Raw genomic sequence first — 23382 nt, forward strand, 5'->3', positions numbered from 1 at the left:
TCCAGCGATCCTTGAAAAATCGCAATTCATTTTTCATCAGTACCTCCAATAATCGCAGTTCGTTGAATGCCCTATCCAAAAATCGCAATAGAGAAGAATGATCGTTTTAGAAAGAGGCGTTTTCACCTTTTTCTCGTCTACAAACGGCCGAGCATCCATTCCATTTCATCGAACCGCATCGAAGCACCTTCGATCAGCGGCAACGGGGTCGCGTGATATTCCGGCCAGTCCTCGTCAGGCGGAAGGACAAGATCGCAAAAATCAGAACTGTAACCATAGTGATCATTCCAGTAAACCCAGCGGTTTTCTGCCTGATGGAGATTGTGGATCACTAAAACGAAGGTTTTCGTTTCTTCCGATTCCCCCAAATCCTCCCTCACCCAGGCGAACAGCTGAGCCGTATTGCCCAGCTCTGAATCAATAAAATATGCGTTTTCAATCGTCAATGTTCCTTCGGGATTCTGTTTATAGCGCAGGCTGGCAAAGCGAAACAGGATTTCCTCCAGCGCGGCCTGGACGTCCGGCGTCTGCGCTTCTTCCCGGGTCAATAAAGGGATTGATCCCTGTATCCGCGGTTCGTCGGTCAGCAGGATATTGCATGCCGGATACCAGTTATACCGGGGTGTCTGACAGCGGGACGCGGCCTGGACACGTTTGAGCTGATCGAGCCATTCCAGATCGCCTGCCTGCCGGGCATAGCGCAGATCGTCCTTTAGCAGCCGCGGATTCCATTCTCTTCGATTGGGCGTCGAGGGATATCCTGAATATACGGATGTATGATAATATTCCCACACTTCGCGGCTGATTGCCACTACCGGTTCCTGCATCACGCTGCGTCCAAGCAAAACCAGCGTTAACGCCGCAACAGCCAGAAGCACAAGGTTGATTCCTTTTTGTTTCATTCGCTCGCCAATCCCTTTCCATTCCCCCAGATCCAGGTCGAATCCGCAGCAGCCTGCCGCTCAAATTCCCGGACGTCAGCCAGGCGCAATTCTTTTTCTCCAAAATGGAAAACATCCTGCTCGTCAAAATAGGCGCCCGTGACCTCCACGGCATAAATCTGTTCAGTGTCCAGATCCTCAAAGATGATGATCATATTCACTTCGCCCTGCTCGTCTGTGCGCAAGGCATATGTAATCCAGTCGGGCTGTCCCGTAAAGTGCGGCGTCAGGATCCGCAGAATCTCCGCTTTCTGAGCCTCCAGCCGCGGATCCCGCTCTGTCAGCCCTTCAGACAGACCTTCCACTTGCAGCATCAGAGGCGAGGTGTCCGGCTTGACCTTCAGCAGTTCGGCATACACTGAATCATAAACCGGAATCACAAGCAGCGAATCACCGTTATGCAGCCGATTCAGCGCCGAGATCGGAACCAGCCCGGTTTCTGATTTTGCGAAGAATTCCATATTGGCGCAGAATTCCCCCTGCCGTGTAATATTATAAGAAGACTCGGCATTGGTAAATTCAACATGGCCGCTCCCATTTGCTCCGCTGAACTCAAAAACACCGCAGTGCCGGTAATCCGTCGGCGTTAACTGATGCCGGCGCGTGCTGACTATTCCAATAACATTGCCCAGAATCACAAGCAAAAGCAGCACGGTCAGCGTTTTGGATTCCAGTACCCTTGTTTTCTTCATGGCTTTTGAATTCCCCTTTCTTTATAAAATTATATCATCCCGTTTTTCGTTCTTTCAGCGAACAAAGAAATTGTAAGAATTCCTTCATCATTCAGCGCATCGAAGTCCGCTTTTTCCCCCTTTCTTTTTGCAGGCTGTTCCGTAAGCCTAGCAGCACGCTTTCCCTTCACATAAGTTGGTAGTGGGAAACAAGCTTTCCCATGACCAACTTAAAGGAGGAATTGACTATGAGTATCGTCCAATGTTCATTAAATCAGATCCCGTTGGGTAAGCGCTGCAAAGTCACCCAGCTCAACAGCACCGGTTCGATCCGCACCCGCCTGCAGGATATCGGGTTAGTTCAGGGCACCGAGCTGATTCCGCTGGTCAAAAGCTGCGCCGGCGATCCGGTGGCCTATCTGATCCGCGGTACGGTCATTGCCATTCGCGACAAAGATTCCCGTTCCATCCTTGTCGAGCATGACGAGGAATAGGTATGGGACTTACTGTTCAGTCGACCAGCGCGAAAGCCAGCCGCCGCTTCCAGTTCGGTGATTCCGAGACTCTGATCGCGCTGGCCGGCAATCCGAACGTCGGCAAGAGCACCGTGTTCAACGAGCTGACCGGCATGAACCAGCACACCGGCAACTGGCCGGGAAAAACCGTCGCGCTGGCCAAAGGCATCGCCCGGCATCAGGAAACGGACTACACGCTGGTTGATCTGCCGGGAACGTATTCCCTGATCGCCAACAGCGCTGAGGAAGCGATCGCCAGCGAATTCATCTGTTTCCAAAAGCCCGCCGTAACGATCGTGGTGTGCGACGCGACCGCCCTGCAAAGGAATCTCAACCTCGTCCTTCAAATTCTCCAGATGACCGCGAATGTCGTCGTCTGCGTTAATCTGATGGATGAAGCACGCAAAAAGAAAATTGAAATCGATCTGGAAAAGCTGAGTGAATTGCTTCAGCTCCCGGTCGTCGCCGCCAGCGCCCGCAGTCATCAGGGATTAGACGCATTGATGGACGCCGTCGCGCAACTATGCGAGCATCCCCGCACGCAGATCGCCTGCCTGAATTATCCGTTTGTCATTCAGAACGAATTGGACCGCCTGCGCGGACAGCTGCGGATGCTCGATCCGGCCTACGACATTCCCTGGATTGCCTTGCAGATTCTGAACAATCCGGACTCGACGCTGAAGTCGCTCTACGCATCGACAGCTTTAAATCAGGCGGATATTGAAACACTTCACAGTCTGGCCCTGCGCAGCCGCAAGGTGCTCGATCAGACGTATAAAAACGACAACTGGCCGGACCTGCTGATCCAGTGCCCAGTCCAGCAGGCGCAGCAGCTGGCGGAACAGACCGTGACGATGAACGAAGCCGAGGCGATGAAACGCGACCGGCAGATCGACCGGATTCTGTTCTCCCGCTGGGCCGGGATTCCCTTGATGATTCTGCTTCTGTGTCTGGTGTTATGGATCACGCTGGCCGGCGCGAATATTCCCTCGCAGATGCTGGCGGAATTTCTATTCTCTCTGGAAGCGCCGCTGGCGAAGTTTCTGACGGCGCTGCATCTGCCGGGTGTCATCGTCACGATGCTGAGCGAGGGGATGTACCGGGTATTAGCCTGGGTAGTCGCAGTTATGCTTCCGCCGATGGCGATCTTCTTCCCGCTGTTTACCTATCTTGAGGATCTCGGCTATCTGCCCCGCGTCGCGTTCAATCTGGACAAAACGTTCGCCAAGGCGCATGCCTGCGGCAAACAGGCGCTGACGACCTGCATGGGCTTCGGCTGCAACGCCGCCGGGGTGATCGGCTGCCGGATCATTGACTCTCCGCGGGAACGGCTGATCGCGATTCTGACCAATAATTTTGCCCCTTGTAATGGAAGATTTCCCACGCTGATCAGTATTCTGACCATGTTCTTTCTCGGCTCGGCCGCAGGGCTGACGCAGTCGCTGCAGTCGGCGCTGCTTTTAACCCTGACGATCCTGTTGGGACTGGGTATGACGTTTTTAGTCAGCCGGCTGTTGTCGGCCACGGTCTTAAACGGTGTGCCTTCCTCGTTCACGCTGGAGCTGCCGCCTTACCGCCGGCCGCAGCTGGGCAAGGTGCTGGTTCGCTCGGTATTTGACCGCACATTATTCGTTCTGGGACGGGCGATCACCGTGGCCGCGCCGGCCGGGATTCTGTTGTGGGTGATGGCCAACGTCGGCGTGCAGGGGCAGTCGCTGCTCGCCTGGGCGTCGGGGTTTCTCGATCCGTTAGGCCGCTTCATGGGACTGGACGGCGTGATCCTGATCGCCTTCATCCTTGGATTCCCGGCGAATGAAATCGTCATCCCGATCATCATCATGGCCTACATGGCCAACGGCTCGCTGATCGAAATGAGCAGCCTGAGCGCGATGAAGGACTTGTTTCTGGCGCAGGGCTGGACGTTGACAACGGCGGTATGCACCTTGATCTTCGTGCTGTTTCACTGGCCTTGTTCGACGACCTGCCTGACCATTTACAAGGAAACCAAGAGTGTCAAATGGACCGCCGCGGCGATCCTGATCCCGACGGTATGTGGTGTCGTCTGCTGCAGTCTGGCGGCGTTTATCCTGCGGTTGTTCTAAACAGGAATAAGAAAATCCGTTCATCCACAGCGGTAAACCTTCTCTTTCTGCACGATCATTCAGTTTTCTTTCCCCTGTGATCTTCACCTTTCTTCCCTCCCTGTTGGAGCGCTGCCGGCGCTCCTTTTTCTTTTTAACGGTCTATTTCAGACCGATTTCGGTCAGAACAGAAAAGACAGTTATCCTCGCAACAGGGCAAAGACCTGATAAGGCTGTGCGGAAAGGGGCAGGCTAAAATGCAGGAGGTGGCGCAGATGTTTCGACTTGCGGTCTTTTTCTGCGTTTTAATTCTGGGGATGGAGAATGGGGTTCTGCCGGGAGCTGCGGAGATTGAATATTGGAAGTGGATCGGGGTTGTCCTGTGTCTGGCAAGCGCGCTGATGTCAAAAGGGAAGGGGCAGCAGGCGGATCCTCTGTCGCTTCTGGTTCTGACCGGCTGTGCTCTGGCCGATTTGTTTCTGTTATTTACCCGGCAATGGGAAACCGGGATCGCCGGCTTTTGTCTTGTCCAGCTGTGTCTGAGCTTCAGCCTGATTTCCCGGGAACAAACACTCCAGCTGTGCCTGATCCTCGGCGGCTTGTTCTTTATCGCAGGGCTGCTTCTGAAACTGCCGGAAATGATCTGTCTGGTGATGTTCTACGCAATTCAAACCAGCTTTAACCTCATCGCGGCGCTGAGAATGCTTACGCATACTTTCCTTTTGAAATCCGCGGCTGACAAGCTTGGGAAGAATCCATCTGAGCTTCAGCCCCCTTCAGCCGATATCCGGTTTCGTTTCTGGACGGCGATGGGAACCGTGTTATTAGCTCTGTGCGACCTGAACGTCGTGCTCTTTCAGCTGGGCGGTCCGCTGGCGGCGGCCGGCGGCTGGATCTGGCCGTTCTATCTGCCAGCCCTGCTTTGCTTCGCTCATGCCGCACGGTGAGGTCATCCTGCTTTCCATGAAAGCAAAGCCTGAAGTTCTCCATTGGGAAGAACGCTGACGTGCGGTTTATTCTTTTGTCCGGTCAGGAATCTGCCGGCTTCGCGAAGTCTGTATGATTGCTTTTGCCAAATTGATCAGCGTGCGTAAGCGCAGAAATTTCTGGAGATATCCTTTTAAACGAACATAAGAAACAGTCTATTTTATAACGAATTGAGGCATTGTCCATGTCTGAAATCTTCTTTAGAACCTCAGTGGGAGTGCCGGCCCAACAGCGCAAACAAACCTGTCTCGCCTTGATCCAAAAATACGGCAGGCCGAGTTTGATTATCGCAATTCGGCCTCGCTCGGCGGATTGCCCCGGGACGTTTCATCACTTCCCCCATTCGAAGAAACTCAGCTTTTATGCTTGTCCCCAAGAGCGGCGAACGTCTTTTCCGGCAGTTTGTAGAAGCAGCGGAGCACAGCGGCGCAAGCGCTCCACCGCAAGGCTATCGCACAGCTGCAAGTTCCCTGAAATATTGATTTCTGAATTTCATAGTCTGCTGTCTTTGGTTTTTCCCTCGGAGCGCTTTGTGAAAGCAATACTTTGTTAAATTCTGCTCTTTCCTCACGAGTTAGTGCTATACTAAAATAAAGGAAGGTGAGATTTATGGGTAAACTCTCTGGTAAAATTGCCATCGTCACCGGGGCCAGCTCCGGGGTCGGCGCGGGGATCGCGAAGGTCTTAGCCGCGCATGGGGCTTCCGTCGTCCTCTGTGCCCGCCGTCAGGAAAAACTCGACGAGATTCGCCGCGAAATTGAAAATCGGGATAACGAAGGCGAAGTGATGACGGTCGCCTGCGACGTTGTCGACGACGCCCAGATCCACCGGGCCATCGAAGCAACAATCGCCCGCTTCCACACCATTCACATTCTTGTCAACTGCGCTCAGGGCGCGATGCTGTACCGGGCAATTCCCGATATTGACAGCGATTATGCCTTACTCGCTTACAAGACCGGACCGCTGGCCAGTCTGAAATTCATGCAGCTGTGCTATCCTTACATGAAGGAAAACCACTGGGGCCGGATCATCAACACCGCCTCGGCTGCCGGTGTTGACGGCAACGAGGGATTCGGTGCTTACGGCATGGCAAAGGAAGCCATCCGTGCGATCACCCGCACAGCCGCCCGGGAATGGGGGCAGTATGGGATTACCTCCAACGTCTTCCTGCCGATCATTTCGACCGAGACGTTCCGCACCACCCAACCGGCGGCTTTGAAGTCGCTGGAACGCCAGTCTCCGCTGCACCGCATCGGCACAACGGAAGAGGACTGCGGACCGATCATCGCCTTTTTGGCCTCTGACGATTCCGCTTATCTCAACGGTCAGAGCTTCATGCTGGACGGCGGTCTGCACATGCACTCTTAATCTGCCGGATAGCACAGCCTGCGCTCAGGGTTTCCTTTCCCTGAATTACCAAAAAAACCGTTCTCCCCACAAAGCGAAAAACAACACTGACTTTCCCATCCGCGTTTATGGATCAGCGAACATTTGAATCCGAGAAAAGTTCCGGAAGAAAACGGAATTTTTTTCTTTTTGTCGAAAGGAAGAAATGGGAAAATCAGGAATTAATGATACAATGGAAGGCAGAGGTGATATCCAACATGGAAAGAAAAGAAATTCGAATTGAAGATACCTGGGATCTGAGCGGATTGTTCGCCGATCAGGCCCAGTTTGACGCCGCTCTAAAACATGCGAAACAGCTGCTGAACCAGATCACGCAGGCACAGGGACACATCACGGAGTCCCGTGAAAGCTTCCGCAGCTTTATGGACAGACAGGAGGAACTGCAGCGGCAGTGCGAAAATCTGACGGTTTATGCCCAGATGCGCGCCGACGTGGAACCGGAAGATCCGCAGGTCCAGCAGAATCTGGCCAAGTCGGTCACTTTTGTCAATCAGGCCGCAGCGGCGACAACCTTTGTCGATCAGGAACTGATCGAGCATCGCAATGTGATCGAAACGTATCTGAACGCGGAAGACTGCGCAGATTACCGCTATCCGATGGAAGAAACGTTCCGCACCATCCCGCATCGTCCAGACGCTCAGACCGAGCAGCTGCTGGCGCAGATGAGCGATCTGTTTCAAAATCCGCAGAAAACGTTCAAAGCGTTCGTACCGGAATTTAAACCGGTGATGATCGACGGAAAAGAGGAATTCTTAAATCAGGCGATCATGAACCAGCTGCTTCACAATCCGGACAGAGAAATCCGCAGGCAGGCGTTTGAGCATTTCTATGAAGAATACCGCCGGCATCAGAACGTTTTCTGTTCGACCTTGATCGGCCACGCCCAGGGACAGGTGCTCCAGGCAAAGCTGCATCATTTCTCCAGCGCGCTGGAAGCAAGCCTGTTTGAGGACGGCGCGGATGTTCCGCTGTTTAATCAGGTACTGGACATGGCCAACACCAGATATCACAAAACTTTCTGGCGCTATAACGAATTAAAAAAGAAGATCATGGGACTGGATGACTGCACCAGTTATGATTTGAACGTCCCGTTAGTTCAGGCTGTCGATGCACATTATGATCTCGATCAGTGCTTTGAAATTCTGGATCAGGCGTTAGCGCCGTTAGGCGAAGAATATCAGGCTTTATTAAAACGGGCGCGGGCTGAGCGCTGGATCGACTATTATCCGCATCAGGGCAAGCGCGGGGGTGCGTATTCCTGGGGCACCTACGATTCCAATCCGTTTGTCCTGACCAACTTCACCGGCGGTTATGATTCCTTAAGCACGCTGGCGCATGAGCTGGGCCATTCGATGCATTCGTTCTTCTCCCACCGGGCCAATCGGCCGTTATTGGCGGATTACCGCATCTTTGTCGCGGAGGTTGCTTCCACGGTCAACGAAGTCTTGCTGAACCAGTACATGCTGCAAAACAGCGACGATCCGAAAATGAAGGCTTCACTGCTGTACAACATGCTGGAGCAGCTGGTCGGAACGCTGTACCGTCAGCCGATGTTCGCCCAGTTTGAAGCATGGCTGCACGAGCAGCTGGAAGCCGGGCAGGCTCTGTCTTCCTCCGATTTGACAGATTATTATTACAAACTGAATCAGGACTACTATGGTCCATCCGTCACCGTGCATGAACTGGAAAAATACAAATGCTATTCCGTTCCGCATTTCTATTACAACTTCTACGTTTATAAATACACGATCGGCATGTCCGTCGCCTTATCCTTCGCTTCCCGGATTCTCAGAGGAGAAACGGAAGCTTACCTGCGCTTTTTAACACGCGGAGGCAGCTGCGCTCCGATTGATCAGCTGGTTGAAGCCGGCGCGGATCCGCGCGGCGAACAGGTCTATGACGACGCGTTCCGCTATTTTGAAGAAACGCTGGATCAGTTTGAAAAGCTGATGCGGGAAATCTGAATTTCCCCACGTGCTTTCGGCACAACAAAAATCCTGCTTTTGCCCGGCAGACTCCGAGCGAAGCAGGATTTTTTAATCTTCTCTTTTTATTCCGCCTGAATCTGATCCTCGGATGCCGGGAAGCTGGCCGGCGCGATGGCAGAAGACAGCGGCAGTTTCTTATTTAACGGCAGCGCGGCTTTCTGCACGATCTGGAAAAACCGTTCGGCGATCCGGCTTTGCGGCCGCAGCGGAATCGCCACGCTGAGCTGCCATGGATTCTTGTTGCGCATCGGAATTTTGACGATCTTTTCGCTTTCGATCGGAAACTGAGGATTGCTGATCGCCAGCCCTCTGCCTTCCTCGACCAGCCGGCGGATTGCTTCCAGATCACAGCCGCAGTACACTATCCGCGGCGCGGCATTGGCCATCCGCATGTGGACGTTGTAACAATCGTAGATTTTATAACTTTCGTTTAAGGTTAAAAAAGGTTCGTTGACCAGATCGTGAAAGGTGACGAAGCTGTGCGAAGCGAGCCGATGTCCCCGCGGCACGCATAATTCGTTATACGCCTCAAACAGCCGGACGTTCTGCAGTTCGCTGGTGAAGATCGGGCCGGTGATGAAGGCGGCGTCGACTTCCTGCCGCAGCAGTTTTTCCTCAACGATTTTATCCGAGTACTCGCTGAGAATCACCCGAACTTCAGGCTCCGTGCGCTCAAATTGTTCCAGCAGTCCCTGCACCATCGCATAGGTATTGCTTGAGATTGCCACGCTCAGCGTCTTATCGGAATTCCGGCGGATATCGTCGTTGATCTGTTCCAGCTGCCGCACAAGATCCTTGATCTGCGTGTAATAGAGCCGTCCTTCCTCGGTCATTTCCGTTTTGCGCTGCTGAAAGATCAACAAGTCGACATCCAGCTCCTTCTGCAGCGATCGCAGGCTTTTATTCAGACCCTGCGGAGAGATATAGAATTTTTTGGCGCTTTGAGTCATATTGCCGGTTTCGCACACGTCGATAAAATATTTCAGCTGTTCCAGATTCATGGCAAAACCCTCCCGCGGCAGACATTCTGCGCTACCACTATTGTAACAAATAGTTGATGATCAGTTCAACGCTTTGTTTGCGTCATTCGTTCATTCTTTCACTATAATGAAGCATACAAGGAGGAAAGAAGAAATGAAGAAAGGATTGATGATGATCGCCGCTTGCATGACGGCGTTCTCTCTGGCCGCTTGCGCGACAACGAAAGCGCCGGAAACCACAACAACCCCGGAGCCGACTGTTCCGGCGGAAGAGGTGAAACAGCCAAAGGATGGCAGCTACACTTCGTACATGACGTATTACGATCACCCGGCTTACCTGGCCACAGCGACCGTGACGGTAAAAGAGGGTAAAGCGACCGGTTACACATTTGAGGAATGTCATCTGCCGGATCATTGGGCGACGTTCACCGAAGAAGAAATTGCCGGCATGGATGAAAGCAACTACATCCCCGGTGTAGCCGTCACGGGTGCAAAGGGGTATTATGCCAGACAAGTCCAATTAGGAACTGGGGATGAGGCCATCATCCTGACCGGCGAAGGGGACGGAACCGGCATGCCGATTTACAGCAATGATCAAATCAAGGATTTCAGCAAGGAGATCTTGAACGAAGATTTAGCGGCCTGGTATATGGAACAGCTGGCAGCCGGCAACTACTGGTGTCTGGATGAAGAGGGAAATCCGATCGAAGATTGCGCGACCTACACGCTGGATCGGAAAGACGGCGTACATCTGGATAAAACGCAGTCCCGGTTTAAGACGTTGATCGGACACTGGACCGCAGTCGGCACGGGCTATGGCATTGAAGGCGGCGAACTGGGCTGGAGCGGCAACCTGAAAAAGATCGGCGATTTCTGCATTGAATATCAGTTCCCGGAAGGAGAATTCGGCAGAAATGAAGATAATGTCGGACTGGTTGGCGACGTTGTTACCGGCGCCACGGCGACGGAATACGAGAACTATATCGGAATGTACTACGCTGCCTGGCAAAAGGCTTTTGAATAAGGTTTAACCGGTAACTTGCACTGCCGCTGCGGACTTTCCATTTTGTTGTTTCTTCCTGCAAGAACAACCTTCGAAGCAACCGCGCAGAGAAAAAATGAGCTGGAATCGGAAAGAATACTCTTTCATGGATTCCAGCTTTTTCTGATTTGGGAATGTCCGGCAAACGGAAGGAAATCTCTCCCGACATCCAAATCCCCTAACAAGACGAGCTTATTCGCTCCTTGAATCTGATCAAGGATCATCTTCAGCTTGTCAAAGTCCCCATGGATATCGCTGAGTACCGCTATTTTCATTCTTTGTTCCTCTTCTGTTCTAATTAAGTTAGAAATCTTTCTCTGATTTCAGTTTATCATTTTTAAAGAACGTTCGGAAATAAAATCATAAAAAAGCCGATGGGACTCTGCGTTGATCAGAGCATCATCCGGCTTTTGTTCCAACCTCATTGGGGTTCTGTTCTCATTTCGTGCCCTTGGGGCAATCCGCAGCGGTTTCCGGCTTCAATCGGCTCAACCGCAGCGACCAGGTCATCTTGGCGCTTGCCCGGGGCGCCAGATTCAGTCCGGCCTGCTTCTGATTGATGCCATCCAACGGTCCCGTCAGCGGTTCCAGCACCAGGAAACGATGCGCGTCGCCGGACCACACCATCAGATTCCGATATCCTTTTTCCAATCGCAGTTCCATCCGCTGATTCCGCAGGGGATCCTCCACCGCAATCATCGGACAATGGCTCAAAAAGCACCCCTGCGCCAAAACACTGGCTTTCTTCAGATGATCCAGCGGGATTCCCGTTGCAGCATCTTCCATTCTTTCAGGGTGAGCGACAAGCGTCAGCGCATCATAATCCTCAATCAGGAAAAACGGATGCATCCCCAAATCACAGGGCATGACTTCTGAGGAGTCATTGGTAATCTCCACTGTGGAAATCAAGCCCTCATCCGTCAGCGTAATCGTCATCCGGGCATGAAAAGCATACGGATAACGTCCGGCCAATTCTTCATCACTGTCCATTCGCAGTATTGCCTGATTCACTTTTAAATCCTCTACGGTCCAGGGAAATGAATGAAGAAAACCATGAAGTCCCGCCGGATATTCCCGGCCTTTTAATTTAAGGACACCGCCGCCGGGATTCCCATAATAAGGGAACATGACCGGAATTCCGCACCGCGGACGTTCGCTGGAAGCGATGTTCTCCGGCAAACGGTGCAGACACTCCCGTCCCGCCCACATCAGCGAGCTGATCAATGCGCCCCGTCCGGGGTGAATCATCGCTTCCATTGATCCCTGAGTCAGCCGGATTGCCTCCCTTTCCACCTCAGCCATGAAGCAGATATTCCCTGATCTGACGCGGACACCGGGCCTGCTTGATTTTATCCAGCAGCTCATCATCCGCCAGCTTGGCGGCAAGCCGGGAAAGCAGGATCATGTGATTGCGGGCAAAATTCTGATCGTTGCTGACGCAAAACAGGAAGATCGTTTCGATCGGTTTGCCATCCAGCGTTTCCCATTTGATCGGGTGTTCAAGGTTGGCGACGGCAACGCCGATCCGGGACACACTGTCGCTTTTGCCATGGGGGATCGCGACGCCGTTGCCAATCCCCGTGATCCCCTCTTTTTCCCGCTTGTAAATATCCGCGACAAACGCTTCGACATCCGCAATATAACCATTTTCCTTCAACTGCCGGGCCATCTGCTTCAGCGCGTCGTCTTTATCGGCGGCTTTCAGCGAAACCGTCATAATTTTTTCATCTAAAACATTCTCCAATTCCATGGTGTTCCTCCTGTTATCGAACTAAAAATTTATAGAGTTCTTCTTGGGAAAGAGAGTTCTTCTTGGGAAAGGCGGCAAAGTTCACTGACGTCCTGTTCGGTATCAATCATTTCCAAAAAACTCTTGTAAAACAACTGGGTCTTTTCCGATTCGTAACGGGTGTTGACCCGAAGTCCCAGCAGGAAAACCAGCCGCACCTGTTCTTCCTCATTCCATTGCATCGCATCTTTCAGCACAGCCACGACCACCCGCGACTGATTGACATAATTCGCATATCCATGCGGAATCGCGACGCCGTTGCCGATGCAGGTTGACACAGCGCCTTCCCGTTCCAGCACCGTGCCCAGATATTTCTCGCTGACTGCTCCGCACGCCAGCAGCCGGTCTGTCATCTTCCGCAGCAATTCCTTTTTATCCCGGGCTGCGGGATGGATCAAAATCAGCCGCGGATCAAACAGCGTATGGCAGGAGACATCGAAATGTGATTTCTGGTTAATTTTCGTCTTCTTTAAATATTCGATCTTCTCTTTCAATTCTTCAATGCCATGCCCGCTCAGCAGCGATTCGATATAAACGATCCGCTCGTCCTGCACCGGCAGCGCCGAAGTGGAAATGATCAGATCATAGCCCGCCAGCTCGCCGACGTCCAGATCGTGCAGGCTCAGGATTTTGATTTCCTTGATCTTCGGAATTGCCAGCTTGATCTTGTTGCAGAACATCTGATTCAGGCCCATGCCCAGCTCCGTGATCAGCAGAATCGTCAGCGGCGGTTCCAGCCGGTCCAGAGAAGCCTGAATATATAAAGTAATATAGCTCAGCTCCGTCGAAGAAATCTGGATTCCGTAATACTCCTCAAACAGGATGCTCAACGCCCACGACACGCGGTAGGTCTTGCGGTATTCCTCCTGGATAAAGCTGGTCAGATTGGCGGTGGAGTGCTTCTCAAATTTCATGCGGAAGACGGCGGGGCGAATGTGATTCAACAAGCCGTAATACAGCTCGTGATCCATTGTCAGATCGACGTTCATGATATTGGAAACGACTGAAATAATCCGCTGAACAAATTCTTTGATTTTCTTATCGTAATCCCGCACGCCGTATTCCAGATCGGCCGCACCGTTGTGGATCATCTGCGAACAGAGCAGCTGAATCGCAAAGTATTTCACTTCCTCGTCGTCGATCCGGATCATAAACTTTTCCTCAATCTGTTTAAACAACGATTGGGACAGCTCATATTCGTTATATTTGACGACGATGTCTTTTTCTTCCTGTTTCAGCTGAAGCAGTCCCATATCCGAACGGGTGACCGCCAGCGCCGCAAACAACAGAATACTGTTGTAGGATTCCTCGGTAAAACTGAAATTCCACGATTTTTCAACAGCGTCGATACATTCGGAAAGCAGCTCCAGATTGATGCCCTTGGCAAAATAGCGGATATTCGCTTCAATCGAATGGGCCTTGTCGTTGATCACCAGATGTTTGATCGCCAGCCGGCAGCTGACCTCCTGCCCTTCTAAATCTATCCCGTAATTGCGCCGCACGGACAGATCAATCGAAAACATTTTCAGCCATTGCGCGCAGGTTTCCAGGTTTTTCTTGCAGACGGGCAGGGAATCATAGGTCAGCTCGCTCAATTCAGCGACGGTCAGCCGATGGCCGAAGCGGGACAACAGGATCCGCAGATAGACATACAGCCGGTATTCGCCATTGACGATATCTTCCACCTCATAGGAACCATACAGACTGGAAAGGGCCTTGCGTTGTTCGCTGTCAGCTTTCAACAGACTGCCCTTCCCCGGCACCTTGATGATTTCACCGAGATTCTTCTGCCGGAGCACATCGTTCAGTTCGTCGATCTTGCCGCGGACGTTCTTTTCCGAGAGGTTTAACAAACGGGCGATGGAGGAGGCTGAAAACCATTCGTTTTCCAGCAGAATCTGCAGGATCTGATGCTTGATCCGGTTTTTTTTATTCGCCTTCATCCTCATCGCGTCACCTCTTTGTCGTTTTCTTTCTCATCGTGTTCCTGCATCCTCCTCTTTGTCAAGCGGTGTGCCCTGGCTATGTATCTGATTTAATAGAAGGACGCTTTGCCCAGCGAACCGAAAAGTTCCATTTTTGCGTGGACGGTGCTGCGGGTTTGGGCGATTGCCGGGCCATACATCTTCGGCGGCAGAAAACCATGGGTTTCATCCAGCGTTGCCTGCAGGGTGCGGAAGAAGGTCTGCTTAATATCGCTGGAAATGTTGACTTTCTGAATTCCGATCGCGCAGGCCTGACGGATTTCTTCATCCGGATTGTCGCTGCCGCCGTGCAAAACCAGCGGAACCGGTGCGACTTGATGAATTTGCTTCAGCAGCTCAAGCTGCAGCTTCGGGACAAAGCCTTTGGGATATAAACCATGAGCTGTACCGATCGCGATAGCCAGAGCGTCCACGCCTGTGCCTTCAACAAACTTCACTACATCTTCCGGATTGGTATAGGTGATGTTTTCCACGCCGCCCTCGTCCGAGGTGCTCATCGCGCCGATCGTTCCGATTTCGCCTTCCACGGATACGCCGCAGGCATGAGCCAGTTCAGCAACCTGCCGGGTCAGCCGCATATTTTCTTCAAATGGAAGCTGGGAACCGTCGATCATCACCGAAGTAAATCCGGCCTGGATCGCCCGCAGGCAATCCTCCGCCGTCTTGCCATGGTCCAGATGCAAAGCAAAGGGAACGTCACTGTTGCGCATCCGCAGGGTTACATAGGCAAAGAATTCCGGCGTGGCGAAGTTAAACTCTCCCGGCGCAAATTGCAGAATCGCCGGCGACTGCGTCGCTTCAGCTTCCTCGATCACAGCCCGAACCAGATTCAGATCGGTCGTATTAAAGGCTCCAACAGCAAACTGTTCTTCTCTGGCTTTCGCCAGCATTTCTTTCAATGAGATCAACATGGCGATTACTCCACGTTGACGAAGGAGATTTCATCCAGTTCGTCTTCAGAAATTTCATGCCCCAGATCCTCGCCGGTTTCATCCGCCGCGCTGACCGGACGCTTTAAGAAGGAAAGCACAACGCCGGTAATCACGCTGCCGATCGCCAGACAGATCAACCCTTTCATCGGATCGCTGAAGAATGGGAATGCGATGAAGCCGCCGTTGAGCAGTTCGGAAGAAACGCCCCACATCATCGACAAGCCGCCGGCGACCGCCGAACCGACAACGCAGGAAACGACAACTCGAACCAGATCCCGCGCGGCAATCGGAATGACGCCTTCAGTGATCATGACGCAGCCCATCGGCACTGCGGATTTCAGGGTTTCTTTTTCATTGCGGGTATATTTTTTCGGGGTTAACAGACAGGAGATCGCGATCCCAAACGGCGGAATCATCGAAGCGATGATCTGCACGGTCTTCGCGTCGCGGATCCCGTCGGTATACAACGCGTTGGCAAACGCTGTCGCGACCTTGTTGACCGGACCGCCGAAGTCAAACGTCGCCATACTGCCCAGCGCCGCGCCGTAAATAAACCGCGAGCCTTCCGACAGCGAGGTCAGGAATGTGGTTAACAGATTGGTCAACCAGGTAATCGGACCGACGAGCACGCCGTACATCAGCAGCCCGGCAACCGCTGTGGATAAAAACGGTATGATAATGACCGGCATGATGCCTTCCAGCGATTTCGGCAGCTTGATATACTTTTTGATCAGGACGACCAGATAACCGACCAACAGGCCGCCGATCATACCGCCGATAAATCCAGCTTTGATATTATTCGCGACATAACCGATGATGAAGCCCGGCGCTAACGCCGGACGGCCGGCGACGCTGAAGGCGATGTACGCGCACAGCATCGGGACCATCAGCTGCATGCCCAGATTGCCGGTCTGATACAGCCAATAGCCGATCCCGCTTTCACCGAGGTTGGCGACGCTCTGGCCTGCGATCAGACGGCCGATCGCCATCGTTAAACCGGCGGCGACAACTAACGGAATAAAATAACTGATGCCGGTAAGAATGTGCTGTTTCATTTCTCTAAACGTTTTTTTCATGCGAAGTTCCCTCTTTCTCTATGGCTTTTTCTACTTTCTGGATCAAGGCGATCGGGTTTTTGATCAAGGTCGACGTATCGACTTTAACGACTTTCTTCCCCTTGAAGCGTTCCATTCCGGTAATTGCCACGTCGATCGCCAGAATCACGACATCCGCAGCTTTGATGTCCTCGGGCGTCAGCTCATGCTCAACGCCGATTGTTCCCTGCGTTTCGCAATGGATTTGGTGTCCGCGGAGCTGCGCGCTTTTCATCAGCTTTTCACGGGCGATGTAGGTGTGGGCGATCCCCGCCGTACAGGCGGCCACGCCAACGATCTTCATCATTTTGATTCCTCCTTTATCACGGCCGGAAGTCCGATCAGGACCCGCGCCGTTTCTGCCTGCAATGTAACCGAGGAGCATTCCGCCGGGATCAGGGCGCCCCAGCCCTGAGTGAGGGTGACGCTTTCCTGCGGCGTTGTCAGTTTGACGTCGCCGTCAATCGGCACGCACAGCCGGTGTTCGCCGGTATTGGCCAGCGTATATTCCCCATGAACCTCGACGATCTGCATCCCGAAGGCGTCGGTATCGGTCTCATCAATCATCATGACCGATCGGCTTGCGCCCTGGAGGACTTCCGCCTTCGGATGCATAATCACCCGCCGGCGGATTTCGTCTTCCGTATAGGTCGTCATATCAAACAGTCCGAGGCCATGTTCGCCATCCAGACCGTTGAACATTTCCTCATCTGTTAACGTCACGCCGTTGACCTGCCGTTCCACGCGGATTGTGATATCGCTGCATTCGTGGATTTCCAGAAACAGACAGCCCGGCCCCACGGCATGCGGCATCCCCGCCGGGATCAGAATGACGTCGCCCTGCTTCACTTCAATTTTGTGCAGGCAATCCACCATCGCCGCGACGTCCTGCTTTTCAAACAGAGATTTCCACAGGGCGGCGGTAACTCCCGGCAAAAAGCCGGCATATATGCAGCTGGGCTGCCCGTTCACGGTCTGCGTGCGGGCGATGTACCAGGCTTCGGTCTTGCCGCAGGGGCTGTGAAAATAACGCGCGGCGTCTTCCTTGCGCGGATGGCATTGAAGCACCAGCCGGACGATCGTATCGCCGGCGCGCGCCAGCACGCCGAGCTGATTGGGCAGCCGTTTCTGACTGCGCGGGCCAAGCACGCCGGAAGGATCTTCCGCGATGATTGCGTCCAGCCGTTTGCCGCCCTGCGCCGCGATTGTGCGGCTGATCGCATAACCCTCGCCATGTCCCGATGAGATTGCGCCGATCGAGGTGACCAGCAATTCTTCACATTGATGATTGTTTTCAGCGGGTTCCATTCTCCGCCATTGATTTAACAGCGTGCCGCCGATATACGGACGGGTGATTCGATCATGATCAAAAATCCAGATTCTTGAGGAAGCTTCACTCATAATTTTCCTTCTTTCTTTCAACCTTTCGTCACTCTGCCGGAGGCAGACGTCATTTATTTTTCTGATGGCTGCGGATGGGGAGGTACCGCTGGTTAATCAAGGTGCTGATCCTTCATCATCAGATGGACGGCGCTGGTCTTAAAGGTCAGCGGCAGCGCCAGAATGTTGGGATGCCCGCCGACATATTTCTGTTGGGCATCGGCCAGCGCTTCCTCCACAGTAGCGCGGGTTTTCATGCCCATCGCACGGGCGTAGCCGGGTTCCATCGCTCCGGTGATATAAATTGCCGCGGTGTTCATCTCGGCGATATGCGCGCATGAGATCATACTGAACCCATGGAAGGGATGGAAGGCGTTGGCAAACCGATAACGCCGGATGTATTCCGCGTTTGTCGCAAAATATTCCCCAACCCGGTTCATGTCCGGCAGCGTATTCATCTGATCGTGCTGGAACATCTCAAACATCTCGCGCGTATACGGCCACAGCTCATCGTGGAAATACCCGTTGCACAGACTCTGGCAGATGATCACGCAGCGGTCGCTCATGATGCGTTTCAGCCGGATCACCTGCGCGGAGATCGCCTGCATCAACATGATCGGGTTCGTGCCCATTCCCTCGCCATAGTGGAAAAACTGCGGCGCACCGAAAATCAGCACATCGTATTTCTTTTCCGCCCACGGCACATAGGTTCGCCGATCAGCGACCTTCCAGCTTAACGGCATCATTTCTTTCGCATAGCCGGAAAAGATCGCGATCTGCCGGGACTGCGTGTCCAGCACGGCGTCGCAGCAGAAGAATTTCTTCCCCATCCGCTCTTCCATCGTCATGCTGATCTGATTGAATTTATCACGCATCAGGCTGTGGCCGCTGACCGGCGTGAAATCAGCCCGGTGCATGACGGATGGGACATGATGCGAAGCGATCGAACGCCAGTGCGTGATCCCGGTGGCCGAGTGTTTGTAACCGCCGGAATAACCGCCGTAGGGGTTGCCCTGGACATGGCCGATCAGAATTGCGACATCCGCGTCGTAAACATATTTGTTCATGATGACCGGATCGCCCTGTTCGGTTTTCCCCAGATCGACCAGATGTTCATAATCTTCCGAGTCGTGATTCAGAATCTGCCCCGTCCCCCAGAATTCTCCAAACAGTTCCGGGCCGAGGATCCCGCGCAGCTCCGGCTCGGTATTCTTGCGGTGCAGACCATTGGAACAGATCAACAAGATATCCTGATGCCGAACCCCTGCCGCGATCAGTTCGTCGACGATCAGCCGGATCGCCACCTTGCGATGACTTGTCGGCTGCTGCCCGCCTTTCACCCGATCGGGAAAAACGATGACGCAGCGGCTGCCGGGATGAGCCAGCTCGCTTAACGGCGGCATGCCGATCGGATGAAGCAGACTGTCCTGCGTCGCCTGTACCAGCTGGTCTTCCGGAATATGGGGCGGATCCGGCACCGTCACGCCCGGGATAAAGATATCGGTCGTGTCCGGCAGTTCGGCCCAGATGGTTCCCGGGCCGTATTCCAATTCTACTTTCATTTTCGCGCCTCCTGATAGTCCTGCATGATTTCCAGAAATTCATCGGGATAAAACCCGATCTCGCCTTCAAAACGGGTCAGAGCGATCAGCCCGCCGTCGATCTGGGCAATCCGCGCGATCGCTGCCGCGTTGGTTTTCTTCAAACCGCCCCCATAGACGACCGGAACGGGAATCACCTGTTTAATTTTTACGGCCGCTTCCCGAATCTCATCCGGCGAGGCCGGGATTTTCCCCGGTCCGATGCTCCACAGCGGCTCATAGGCGATCACGACTTTTTTCAGATCCGCGCCCGCCAGGCCGATTTCCAGCTGGGTTTGCAGCACGCTTTGCCACTTCGGACGCTGCGCGGCGCTCTCGCCGATGCAAAACAGCACGTCCAGTCCCGCTTTCTGCGCGGCCAGAACTTCCTTATTCAATGTCCGGGAAATCGCGTCTTCCGCTTCCACGCCGGCCGCTTCCAACAATGCGCGGTCTTTTGCCCGTTGTTCGCCATGACCGATCATCACCGCCCGGCAGCCCAATTCCACAGCGGCGTTCGCGGTCAGACTCGTCGTAAACGCTCCGAAATTTCCGCCGGCCTCCGTATCAAGACCCAACACGCCCTGCGCGCCGACATGGATTTTCTTCGCCGCTGCCACTGCCGGAATTAAATGAGCTTCCGGGAAGAAAAACGTCACGTCGGTTTGGGAAGTGAACGTGAATCCTGATTCTACCTGACGGATGATCGTCGCTGCCCATTGATCCATCGGCGCCAGACGATTGACGCCGCCTCTGCGGGGCGAAATATCAAAACGTTTTAAATTCACATAAAGATGATCCATGGTTTACCTCCAATCCCGGATCGCCTGAGCGATCGTTTCCGCATCCAGACCATAGCGTTTCTTCAAATCATCGCGCTTGCCTGAAGTTCCGAAGCGATCCTGGACTCCGATCCGGCGGACCTGCCCCTGTCCCAATTCGGCGACGACTTCGCTGACCGCACTGCCCAATCCGCCGATAACATTATGATCTTCAGCGGTCAGGATCTTCCCGGTCCTGGCGGCGTAATGACAGATGAGTCCGCGATCAACCGGCTTGACTGTGCTCATATCGACAACCGCAGCCGCAATGCCTTCTCTTTCCAGAATCTGCGCTGCCTGCAAAGCTTCATACACCAGATCACCGATGGCCAGAATCGCAGCGTCGGTTCCATCCTTGACGACAAGACCTTTTCCGATTTCAAACTTGACGTCCGGGCGATGCACCGCGGGGGAAGAAGTCCGCCCAAACCGCAGGTAGACAGGACCCTCGTGGAGAATCGCCGCCTCCACTGCCGATTTCACCGTAAATTCATCGCAGGGAACGATCACGGTCATTCCCGGGATCGCCCGCATCAGCGCCAGATCCTCAATGCACTGGTGGGAGGCGCCGTCCTCGCCGATCAGCACGCCGCCATGGGTCGCACCGATTTTTACATTCAGATGAGAATAAGCGATCGCGTTGCGGATTTGTTCGTAAGCCCGGCCCGCCGCAAACATCGCGAACGTGGAAGCGAAGACGGTTTTGCCGCAGCTGGCCATGCCGGCCGCTGTGCCCATCAGATCTTGTTCGGCGATGCCCATATCAAAGAAGCGTTCCGGATATTTCCGGGCAAACAGACAGGTCTGTGTTGCCTTGGACAAATCGCCGTCCAAAACGAGAAAATCATAAGTTTCCCCCAGTTCCGCCAGCGCTTCGCCATACGCTGTCCGCGTGGCTTTCGTCATGCTTGTTCCTCCTTGTGAAGCCGCGCTTCCAATTCTTTGCGGGCTTGTTCACTTTGTTTTAAATCCGGCGGTGTTCCATGCCAGCCGACGATATTTTCCATAAAGGAAACACCCTTGCCTTTCACCGTATTGAGAATGATGGCGGAGGGTTTCCCGGATGCGGCTTTGGCACGCTTGATCGCCTGGTCGATGGCGGCGACGTCGTGGCCGTCGATCGTCTGCACAAACCACCCGAAAGCAGCCAGCTTCTTTTCCAGGGGTTCGATATTCATTACCTGCGCAGTTGGACCGTCGATCTGTAAGCCGTTGCGGTCGACGAACAGCGTTAACTGATCGAGCTTATAATGAGCGGCCGTCATCAGCGCTTCCCAGATCTGTCCTTCCTGCATTTCCCCATCCCCGCAGATGCAATACACGCGGTAGGTTTTATGGTCGACCCGGCCGGCTAACGCCATGCCATTGGCGCATGACAATCCCTGGCCTAACGAACCGGATGACATATCCACCCCCGGCGTTTTCGTCATGCTGGGATGTCCCTGCAGGATTCCGTCAATCGACCGGAATTTTTTCAGCTCCGCCCGGTCAAAATACCCATGCGCCGCCTGCGCCGCATACAGTGCGGAGGATGCGTGGCCTTTCGATAATACCAGCCGGTCGCGGTCCGGCCATGCCGGTTCCTCGGGCCGGATCTTCATGTGTTCTCCATAAAGTACCGCAAGCAGTTCGCAGATCGACAACGCTCCGCCGATGTGCCCGCTTTGCGCCGTGGTGATTTCATCAAGGATATCCAACCGCATCTGATCCGCGGCGATTTGTAATTGTCGAACATTCATGACACTCGCCTCCTTGCCTTAATCATAAAAGCAGAAATGCCATGAATACTGAACGATCAGGTCCAGAAAGTTCCGGTAAATTTGACGTTATTCCTTACAAAACGATACAGATCCGCCTTTATGCCACTTCGCCCCTGTGTCAGACATGCCTGCGGATCGGGTCAGCTGCCTGAATCTTGCGTGAGGAAAAATGGCTGGGGAATCAAAGAAAGTCTGGTTCAATCGGACATTTTCGAAATACGCAAACCAACGCAGAAAAACACCTCAGAACAACGTCAAGTCAGCGAACTCATCACACCCCTTGCCGATCTTTGCATGGGCATGGAGTTTGCCTTTGCCAAAACAAAGCGCCGGCTAAACTTCGTCCTCCTTTTTTGACTCAGGCCTTTTTTCGCTGAGCAAACGCAAAAAAAGATCCCACCTCCGGATCAGAAATGAGATCTACTTTATGGATAAAACGCCGGTTCTTCTGTCATTCCGACTTGTCGCTGCCGCTTTGTCCCGCTGAATTCTGACGTTTATTTCTTGAAATTCAGATAGTTTGCCAGATTGGCATTCGAATCCAGTCTGGCTTTGATCTTCGGTGTACGGCAGCTCATCAAAACGGTAACGCCCGGGCCATGCCCTGAAATGTAGCTGTCGCCATGGATGATGACGCCGATCGTCACGGCACCCTGGCAATAATCCGGGCCATGATCGTTGCAATGATCCTGAATCATTACGATATCGCCGAACCGCAGTTCCTGCAGCCTTAGCTCCGCAAACGATTTCGCGTCGCGCGTCATGATATCATAATCGCCGCTCAGCATCGTATCGCTGCCCAGGCCCGAACCCATTAACGCCGCCGGAATCACCTTCGTGACCGGCACGACCAGACAGCCGTCCTGTTCCTCTATCCCCATCTTATTCAACAGCTCCGGGTCCAGATTCATGACGGTGATTTCCGGATAATCCGTCAGCGTCATCCCCTGACCGCAGGCTTTGACTAAAAATTGATCGTCGACCGTCAGTTTTTCCAACACTTCCTGTTCAAAGGCAATCATGACGTGATCAATACCGCCGTGCTTTCCCGTAACGTAGCCTATTGCACCTTTTGCTTCGCCGGTGATGACCTTAGCCTGATTGCCGATGCAGGTCAAGGTGTTGTACGCCATATCCATAGCCGGATCGGGATTCTTCGTACTGACGCCCGGTTCGACATGATCGCCGGCCAGCCCCATACAGCCGTCGCCAATCTGGAAATTATACGTGATCCCGCCGGTCGCCGGCAGAATCCATGGCCGTCCGTCGCTGCCGACGCGATACTGGCGTTTCATTACCGGCGGATGAACCTTGCCCTGAACGGATTGCATGACTAAATGTTCTTTGTTGAATTTGATCATTGAAATTCCTCGCTTTCTCATTGAGCCTATTATACCATTTAATTTTCATTGCATAAAAGCGAGGATTG

The 23382-nt window shown here is 53.3% G+C and carries 22 protein-coding genes; 6 read left to right on the forward strand and 16 right to left on the reverse strand.

The annotated features are described in order from the left end of the window. Positions 1–137 precede the first annotated feature (137 nt). Both AC5OW4_RS00140 and AC5OW4_RS00145 read right to left on the reverse strand, forming a co-directional pair. Complete coding sequence (locus AC5OW4_RS00140; RefSeq protein WP_072683133.1) at positions 138–902, reverse strand: hypothetical protein; 765 nt, start codon at positions 900–902, stop codon at positions 138–140. Beyond that, positions 899–1633 carry a hypothetical protein gene (locus AC5OW4_RS00145; RefSeq protein WP_072683132.1) on the reverse strand — a complete coding sequence of 245 codons (735 nt, stop codon included), beginning with the start codon at positions 1631–1633 and terminating at the stop codon, positions 899–901. The genes AC5OW4_RS00140 and AC5OW4_RS00145 overlap by 4 nt, the downstream gene beginning before the upstream one ends. A gap of 227 nt (positions 1634–1860) precedes the next feature. On the opposite strand from AC5OW4_RS00145, the gene AC5OW4_RS00150 reads away from it, so the two are divergent. The 5 genes from AC5OW4_RS00150 (at position 1861) to pepF (ending at position 8566) form a co-directional block, all read left to right on the forward strand. Continuing rightward, positions 1861–2106, forward strand: a complete 246-nt coding sequence (locus AC5OW4_RS00150) for a FeoA family protein (protein ID WP_006058412.1) — start codon at positions 1861–1863, stop codon at positions 2104–2106. A 2-nt stretch (positions 2107–2108) separates the two neighbouring features. Continuing rightward, positions 2109–4229 carry a ferrous iron transport protein B gene (gene feoB / locus AC5OW4_RS00155; protein ID WP_493676491.1) on the forward strand — a complete coding sequence of 707 codons (2121 nt, stop codon included), beginning with the start codon at positions 2109–2111 and terminating at the stop codon, positions 4227–4229. 254 nt (positions 4230–4483) lie between these two features. Next, complete coding sequence (locus AC5OW4_RS00160) at positions 4484–5155, forward strand: lysoplasmalogenase family protein (protein ID WP_308559705.1); 672 nt, start codon at positions 4484–4486, stop codon at positions 5153–5155. A gap of 649 nt (positions 5156–5804) precedes the next feature. Then, positions 5805–6563, forward strand: coding sequence for an SDR family NAD(P)-dependent oxidoreductase (locus AC5OW4_RS00165; protein ID WP_072683129.1), 759 nt, complete (start codon positions 5805–5807; stop codon positions 6561–6563). Positions 6564–6799: 236 nt separating this feature from the next. Further along, positions 6800–8566, forward strand: a complete 1767-nt coding sequence (gene pepF, locus AC5OW4_RS00170) for an oligoendopeptidase F (RefSeq protein WP_308559706.1) — start codon at positions 6800–6802, stop codon at positions 8564–8566. An 86-nt stretch (positions 8567–8652) separates the two neighbouring features. On the opposite strand, the gene AC5OW4_RS00175 is transcribed toward pepF, so the two are convergent. Continuing rightward, positions 8653–9591, reverse strand: coding sequence for a LysR family transcriptional regulator (locus tag AC5OW4_RS00175; RefSeq protein WP_072683127.1), 939 nt, complete (start codon positions 9589–9591; stop codon positions 8653–8655). 133 nt (positions 9592–9724) lie between these two features. Here AC5OW4_RS00175 and AC5OW4_RS00180 point away from each other — a divergent pair, with 133 nt between their 5' ends. Next, positions 9725–10594 (forward strand): hypothetical protein, encoded by an 870-nt coding sequence (locus AC5OW4_RS00180; protein ID WP_308559707.1) that lies wholly within the window; start codon positions 9725–9727, stop codon positions 10592–10594. Between the two features lie 122 nt (positions 10595–10716). On the opposite strand, the gene AC5OW4_RS00185 is transcribed toward AC5OW4_RS00180, so the two are convergent. From AC5OW4_RS00185 to AC5OW4_RS00245, 13 genes are all read right to left on the reverse strand, one after another. Then, entirely contained in the window at positions 10717–10887 is a 171-nt protein-coding gene (locus AC5OW4_RS00185; RefSeq protein WP_493676492.1) for a metallophosphoesterase, read from the reverse strand. A gap of 163 nt (positions 10888–11050) precedes the next feature. Beyond that, the gene (locus AC5OW4_RS00190; RefSeq protein ID WP_493676493.1) at positions 11051–11914 is read right to left on the reverse strand and encodes an aldose epimerase family protein; all 864 of its coding nucleotides are present in this window, start codon (positions 11912–11914) and stop codon (positions 11051–11053) included. After that, positions 11907–12362 (reverse strand): PTS sugar transporter subunit IIA, encoded by a 456-nt coding sequence (locus AC5OW4_RS00195; protein WP_072683123.1) that lies wholly within the window; start codon positions 12360–12362, stop codon positions 11907–11909. Before AC5OW4_RS00195 ends, AC5OW4_RS00190 begins: the two co-directional genes overlap by 8 nt. A gap of 29 nt (positions 12363–12391) precedes the next feature. After that, complete coding sequence (locus AC5OW4_RS00200; protein WP_072683122.1) at positions 12392–14350, reverse strand: BglG family transcription antiterminator; 1959 nt, start codon at positions 14348–14350, stop codon at positions 12392–12394. Between the two features lie 86 nt (positions 14351–14436). Beyond that, positions 14437–15297, reverse strand: coding sequence for a ketose-bisphosphate aldolase (locus AC5OW4_RS00205; protein WP_493676494.1), 861 nt, complete (start codon positions 15295–15297; stop codon positions 14437–14439). A gap of 5 nt (positions 15298–15302) precedes the next feature. Then, positions 15303–16394: a PTS fructose transporter subunit IIC gene (locus tag AC5OW4_RS00210; protein ID WP_308559710.1), complete on the reverse strand. Its 1092-nt coding sequence runs from the start codon at positions 16392–16394 to the stop codon at positions 15303–15305. Then, positions 16378–16719: a PTS fructose transporter subunit IIB gene (locus AC5OW4_RS00215; RefSeq protein WP_493676495.1), complete on the reverse strand. Its 342-nt coding sequence runs from the start codon at positions 16717–16719 to the stop codon at positions 16378–16380. Before AC5OW4_RS00215 ends, AC5OW4_RS00210 begins: the two co-directional genes overlap by 17 nt. Next, positions 16716–17813 carry a hypothetical protein gene (locus AC5OW4_RS00220; RefSeq protein WP_308559711.1) on the reverse strand — a complete coding sequence of 366 codons (1098 nt, stop codon included), beginning with the start codon at positions 17811–17813 and terminating at the stop codon, positions 16716–16718. The genes AC5OW4_RS00215 and AC5OW4_RS00220 overlap by 4 nt, the downstream gene beginning before the upstream one ends. Before the next feature lie 92 nt (positions 17814–17905). Next, entirely contained in the window at positions 17906–19354 is a 1449-nt protein-coding gene (locus tag AC5OW4_RS00225; protein WP_308559712.1) for a lactate racemase domain-containing protein, read from the reverse strand. Further along, complete coding sequence (locus AC5OW4_RS00230) at positions 19351–20175, reverse strand: triose-phosphate isomerase (protein ID WP_195395715.1); 825 nt, start codon at positions 20173–20175, stop codon at positions 19351–19353. Before AC5OW4_RS00230 ends, AC5OW4_RS00225 begins: the two co-directional genes overlap by 4 nt. A gap of 3 nt (positions 20176–20178) precedes the next feature. Continuing rightward, the gene (locus AC5OW4_RS00235) at positions 20179–21099 is read right to left on the reverse strand and encodes a transketolase family protein (RefSeq protein ID WP_072683116.1); all 921 of its coding nucleotides are present in this window, start codon (positions 21097–21099) and stop codon (positions 20179–20181) included. After that, positions 21096–21932 carry a transketolase gene (locus AC5OW4_RS00240; protein ID WP_072683115.1) on the reverse strand — a complete coding sequence of 279 codons (837 nt, stop codon included), beginning with the start codon at positions 21930–21932 and terminating at the stop codon, positions 21096–21098. Before AC5OW4_RS00240 ends, AC5OW4_RS00235 begins: the two co-directional genes overlap by 4 nt. Positions 21933–22450: 518 nt before the next feature. After that, positions 22451–23314 (reverse strand): DUF4438 domain-containing protein, encoded by an 864-nt coding sequence (locus AC5OW4_RS00245; RefSeq protein WP_072683114.1) that lies wholly within the window; start codon positions 23312–23314, stop codon positions 22451–22453. Positions 23315–23382: the final 68 nt, after the last annotated feature.

The sequence above is a fragment of the Holdemania sp. genome (genome assembly GCF_986127675.1).

Bases quoted from the DNA above. Each gene is read 5' to 3' on its own strand.
- AC5OW4_RS00140 (WP_072683133.1), bottom strand. From the start codon at position 902: ATGAAACAAAAAGGAATCAACCTTGTGCTTCTGGCTGTTGCGGCGTTA.
- AC5OW4_RS00145 (WP_072683132.1), bottom strand. From the start codon at position 1,633: ATGAAGAAAACAAGGGTACTGGAATCCAAAACGCTGACCGTGCTGCTT.
- AC5OW4_RS00150 (WP_006058412.1), top strand. From the start codon at position 1,861: ATGAGTATCGTCCAATGTTCATTAAATCAGATCCCGTTGGGTAAGCGC.
- feoB (WP_493676491.1), top strand. From the start codon at position 2,109: ATGGGACTTACTGTTCAGTCGACCAGCGCGAAAGCCAGCCGCCGCTTC.
- AC5OW4_RS00160 (WP_308559705.1), top strand. From the start codon at position 4,484: ATGTTTCGACTTGCGGTCTTTTTCTGCGTTTTAATTCTGGGGATGGAG.
- AC5OW4_RS00165 (WP_072683129.1), top strand. From the start codon at position 5,805: ATGGGTAAACTCTCTGGTAAAATTGCCATCGTCACCGGGGCCAGCTCC.
- pepF (WP_308559706.1), top strand. From the start codon at position 6,800: ATGGAAAGAAAAGAAATTCGAATTGAAGATACCTGGGATCTGAGCGGA.
- AC5OW4_RS00175 (WP_072683127.1), bottom strand. From the start codon at position 9,591: ATGAATCTGGAACAGCTGAAATATTTTATCGACGTGTGCGAAACCGGC.
- AC5OW4_RS00180 (WP_308559707.1), top strand. From the start codon at position 9,725: ATGAAGAAAGGATTGATGATGATCGCCGCTTGCATGACGGCGTTCTCT.
- AC5OW4_RS00185 (WP_493676492.1), bottom strand. From the start codon at position 10,887: ATGAAAATAGCGGTACTCAGCGATATCCATGGGGACTTTGACAAGCTG.
- AC5OW4_RS00190 (WP_493676493.1), bottom strand. From the start codon at position 11,914: ATGGCTGAGGTGGAAAGGGAGGCAATCCGGCTGACTCAGGGATCAATG.
- AC5OW4_RS00195 (WP_072683123.1), bottom strand. From the start codon at position 12,362: ATGGAATTGGAGAATGTTTTAGATGAAAAAATTATGACGGTTTCGCTG.
- AC5OW4_RS00200 (WP_072683122.1), bottom strand. From the start codon at position 14,350: ATGAGGATGAAGGCGAATAAAAAAAACCGGATCAAGCATCAGATCCTG.
- AC5OW4_RS00205 (WP_493676494.1), bottom strand. From the start codon at position 15,297: ATGTTGATCTCATTGAAAGAAATGCTGGCGAAAGCCAGAGAAGAACAG.
- AC5OW4_RS00210 (WP_308559710.1), bottom strand. From the start codon at position 16,394: ATGAAAAAAACGTTTAGAGAAATGAAACAGCACATTCTTACCGGCATC.
- AC5OW4_RS00215 (WP_493676495.1), bottom strand. From the start codon at position 16,719: ATGATGAAGATCGTTGGCGTGGCCGCCTGTACGGCGGGGATCGCCCAC.
- AC5OW4_RS00220 (WP_308559711.1), bottom strand. From the start codon at position 17,813: ATGAGTGAAGCTTCCTCAAGAATCTGGATTTTTGATCATGATCGAATC.
- AC5OW4_RS00225 (WP_308559712.1), bottom strand. From the start codon at position 19,354: ATGAAAGTAGAATTGGAATACGGCCCGGGAACCATCTGGGCCGAACTG.
- AC5OW4_RS00230 (WP_195395715.1), bottom strand. From the start codon at position 20,175: ATGGATCATCTTTATGTGAATTTAAAACGTTTTGATATTTCGCCCCGC.
- AC5OW4_RS00235 (WP_072683116.1), bottom strand. From the start codon at position 21,099: ATGACGAAAGCCACGCGGACAGCGTATGGCGAAGCGCTGGCGGAACTG.
- AC5OW4_RS00240 (WP_072683115.1), bottom strand. From the start codon at position 21,932: ATGAATGTTCGACAATTACAAATCGCCGCGGATCAGATGCGGTTGGAT.
- AC5OW4_RS00245 (WP_072683114.1), bottom strand. From the start codon at position 23,314: ATGATCAAATTCAACAAAGAACATTTAGTCATGCAATCCGTTCAGGGC.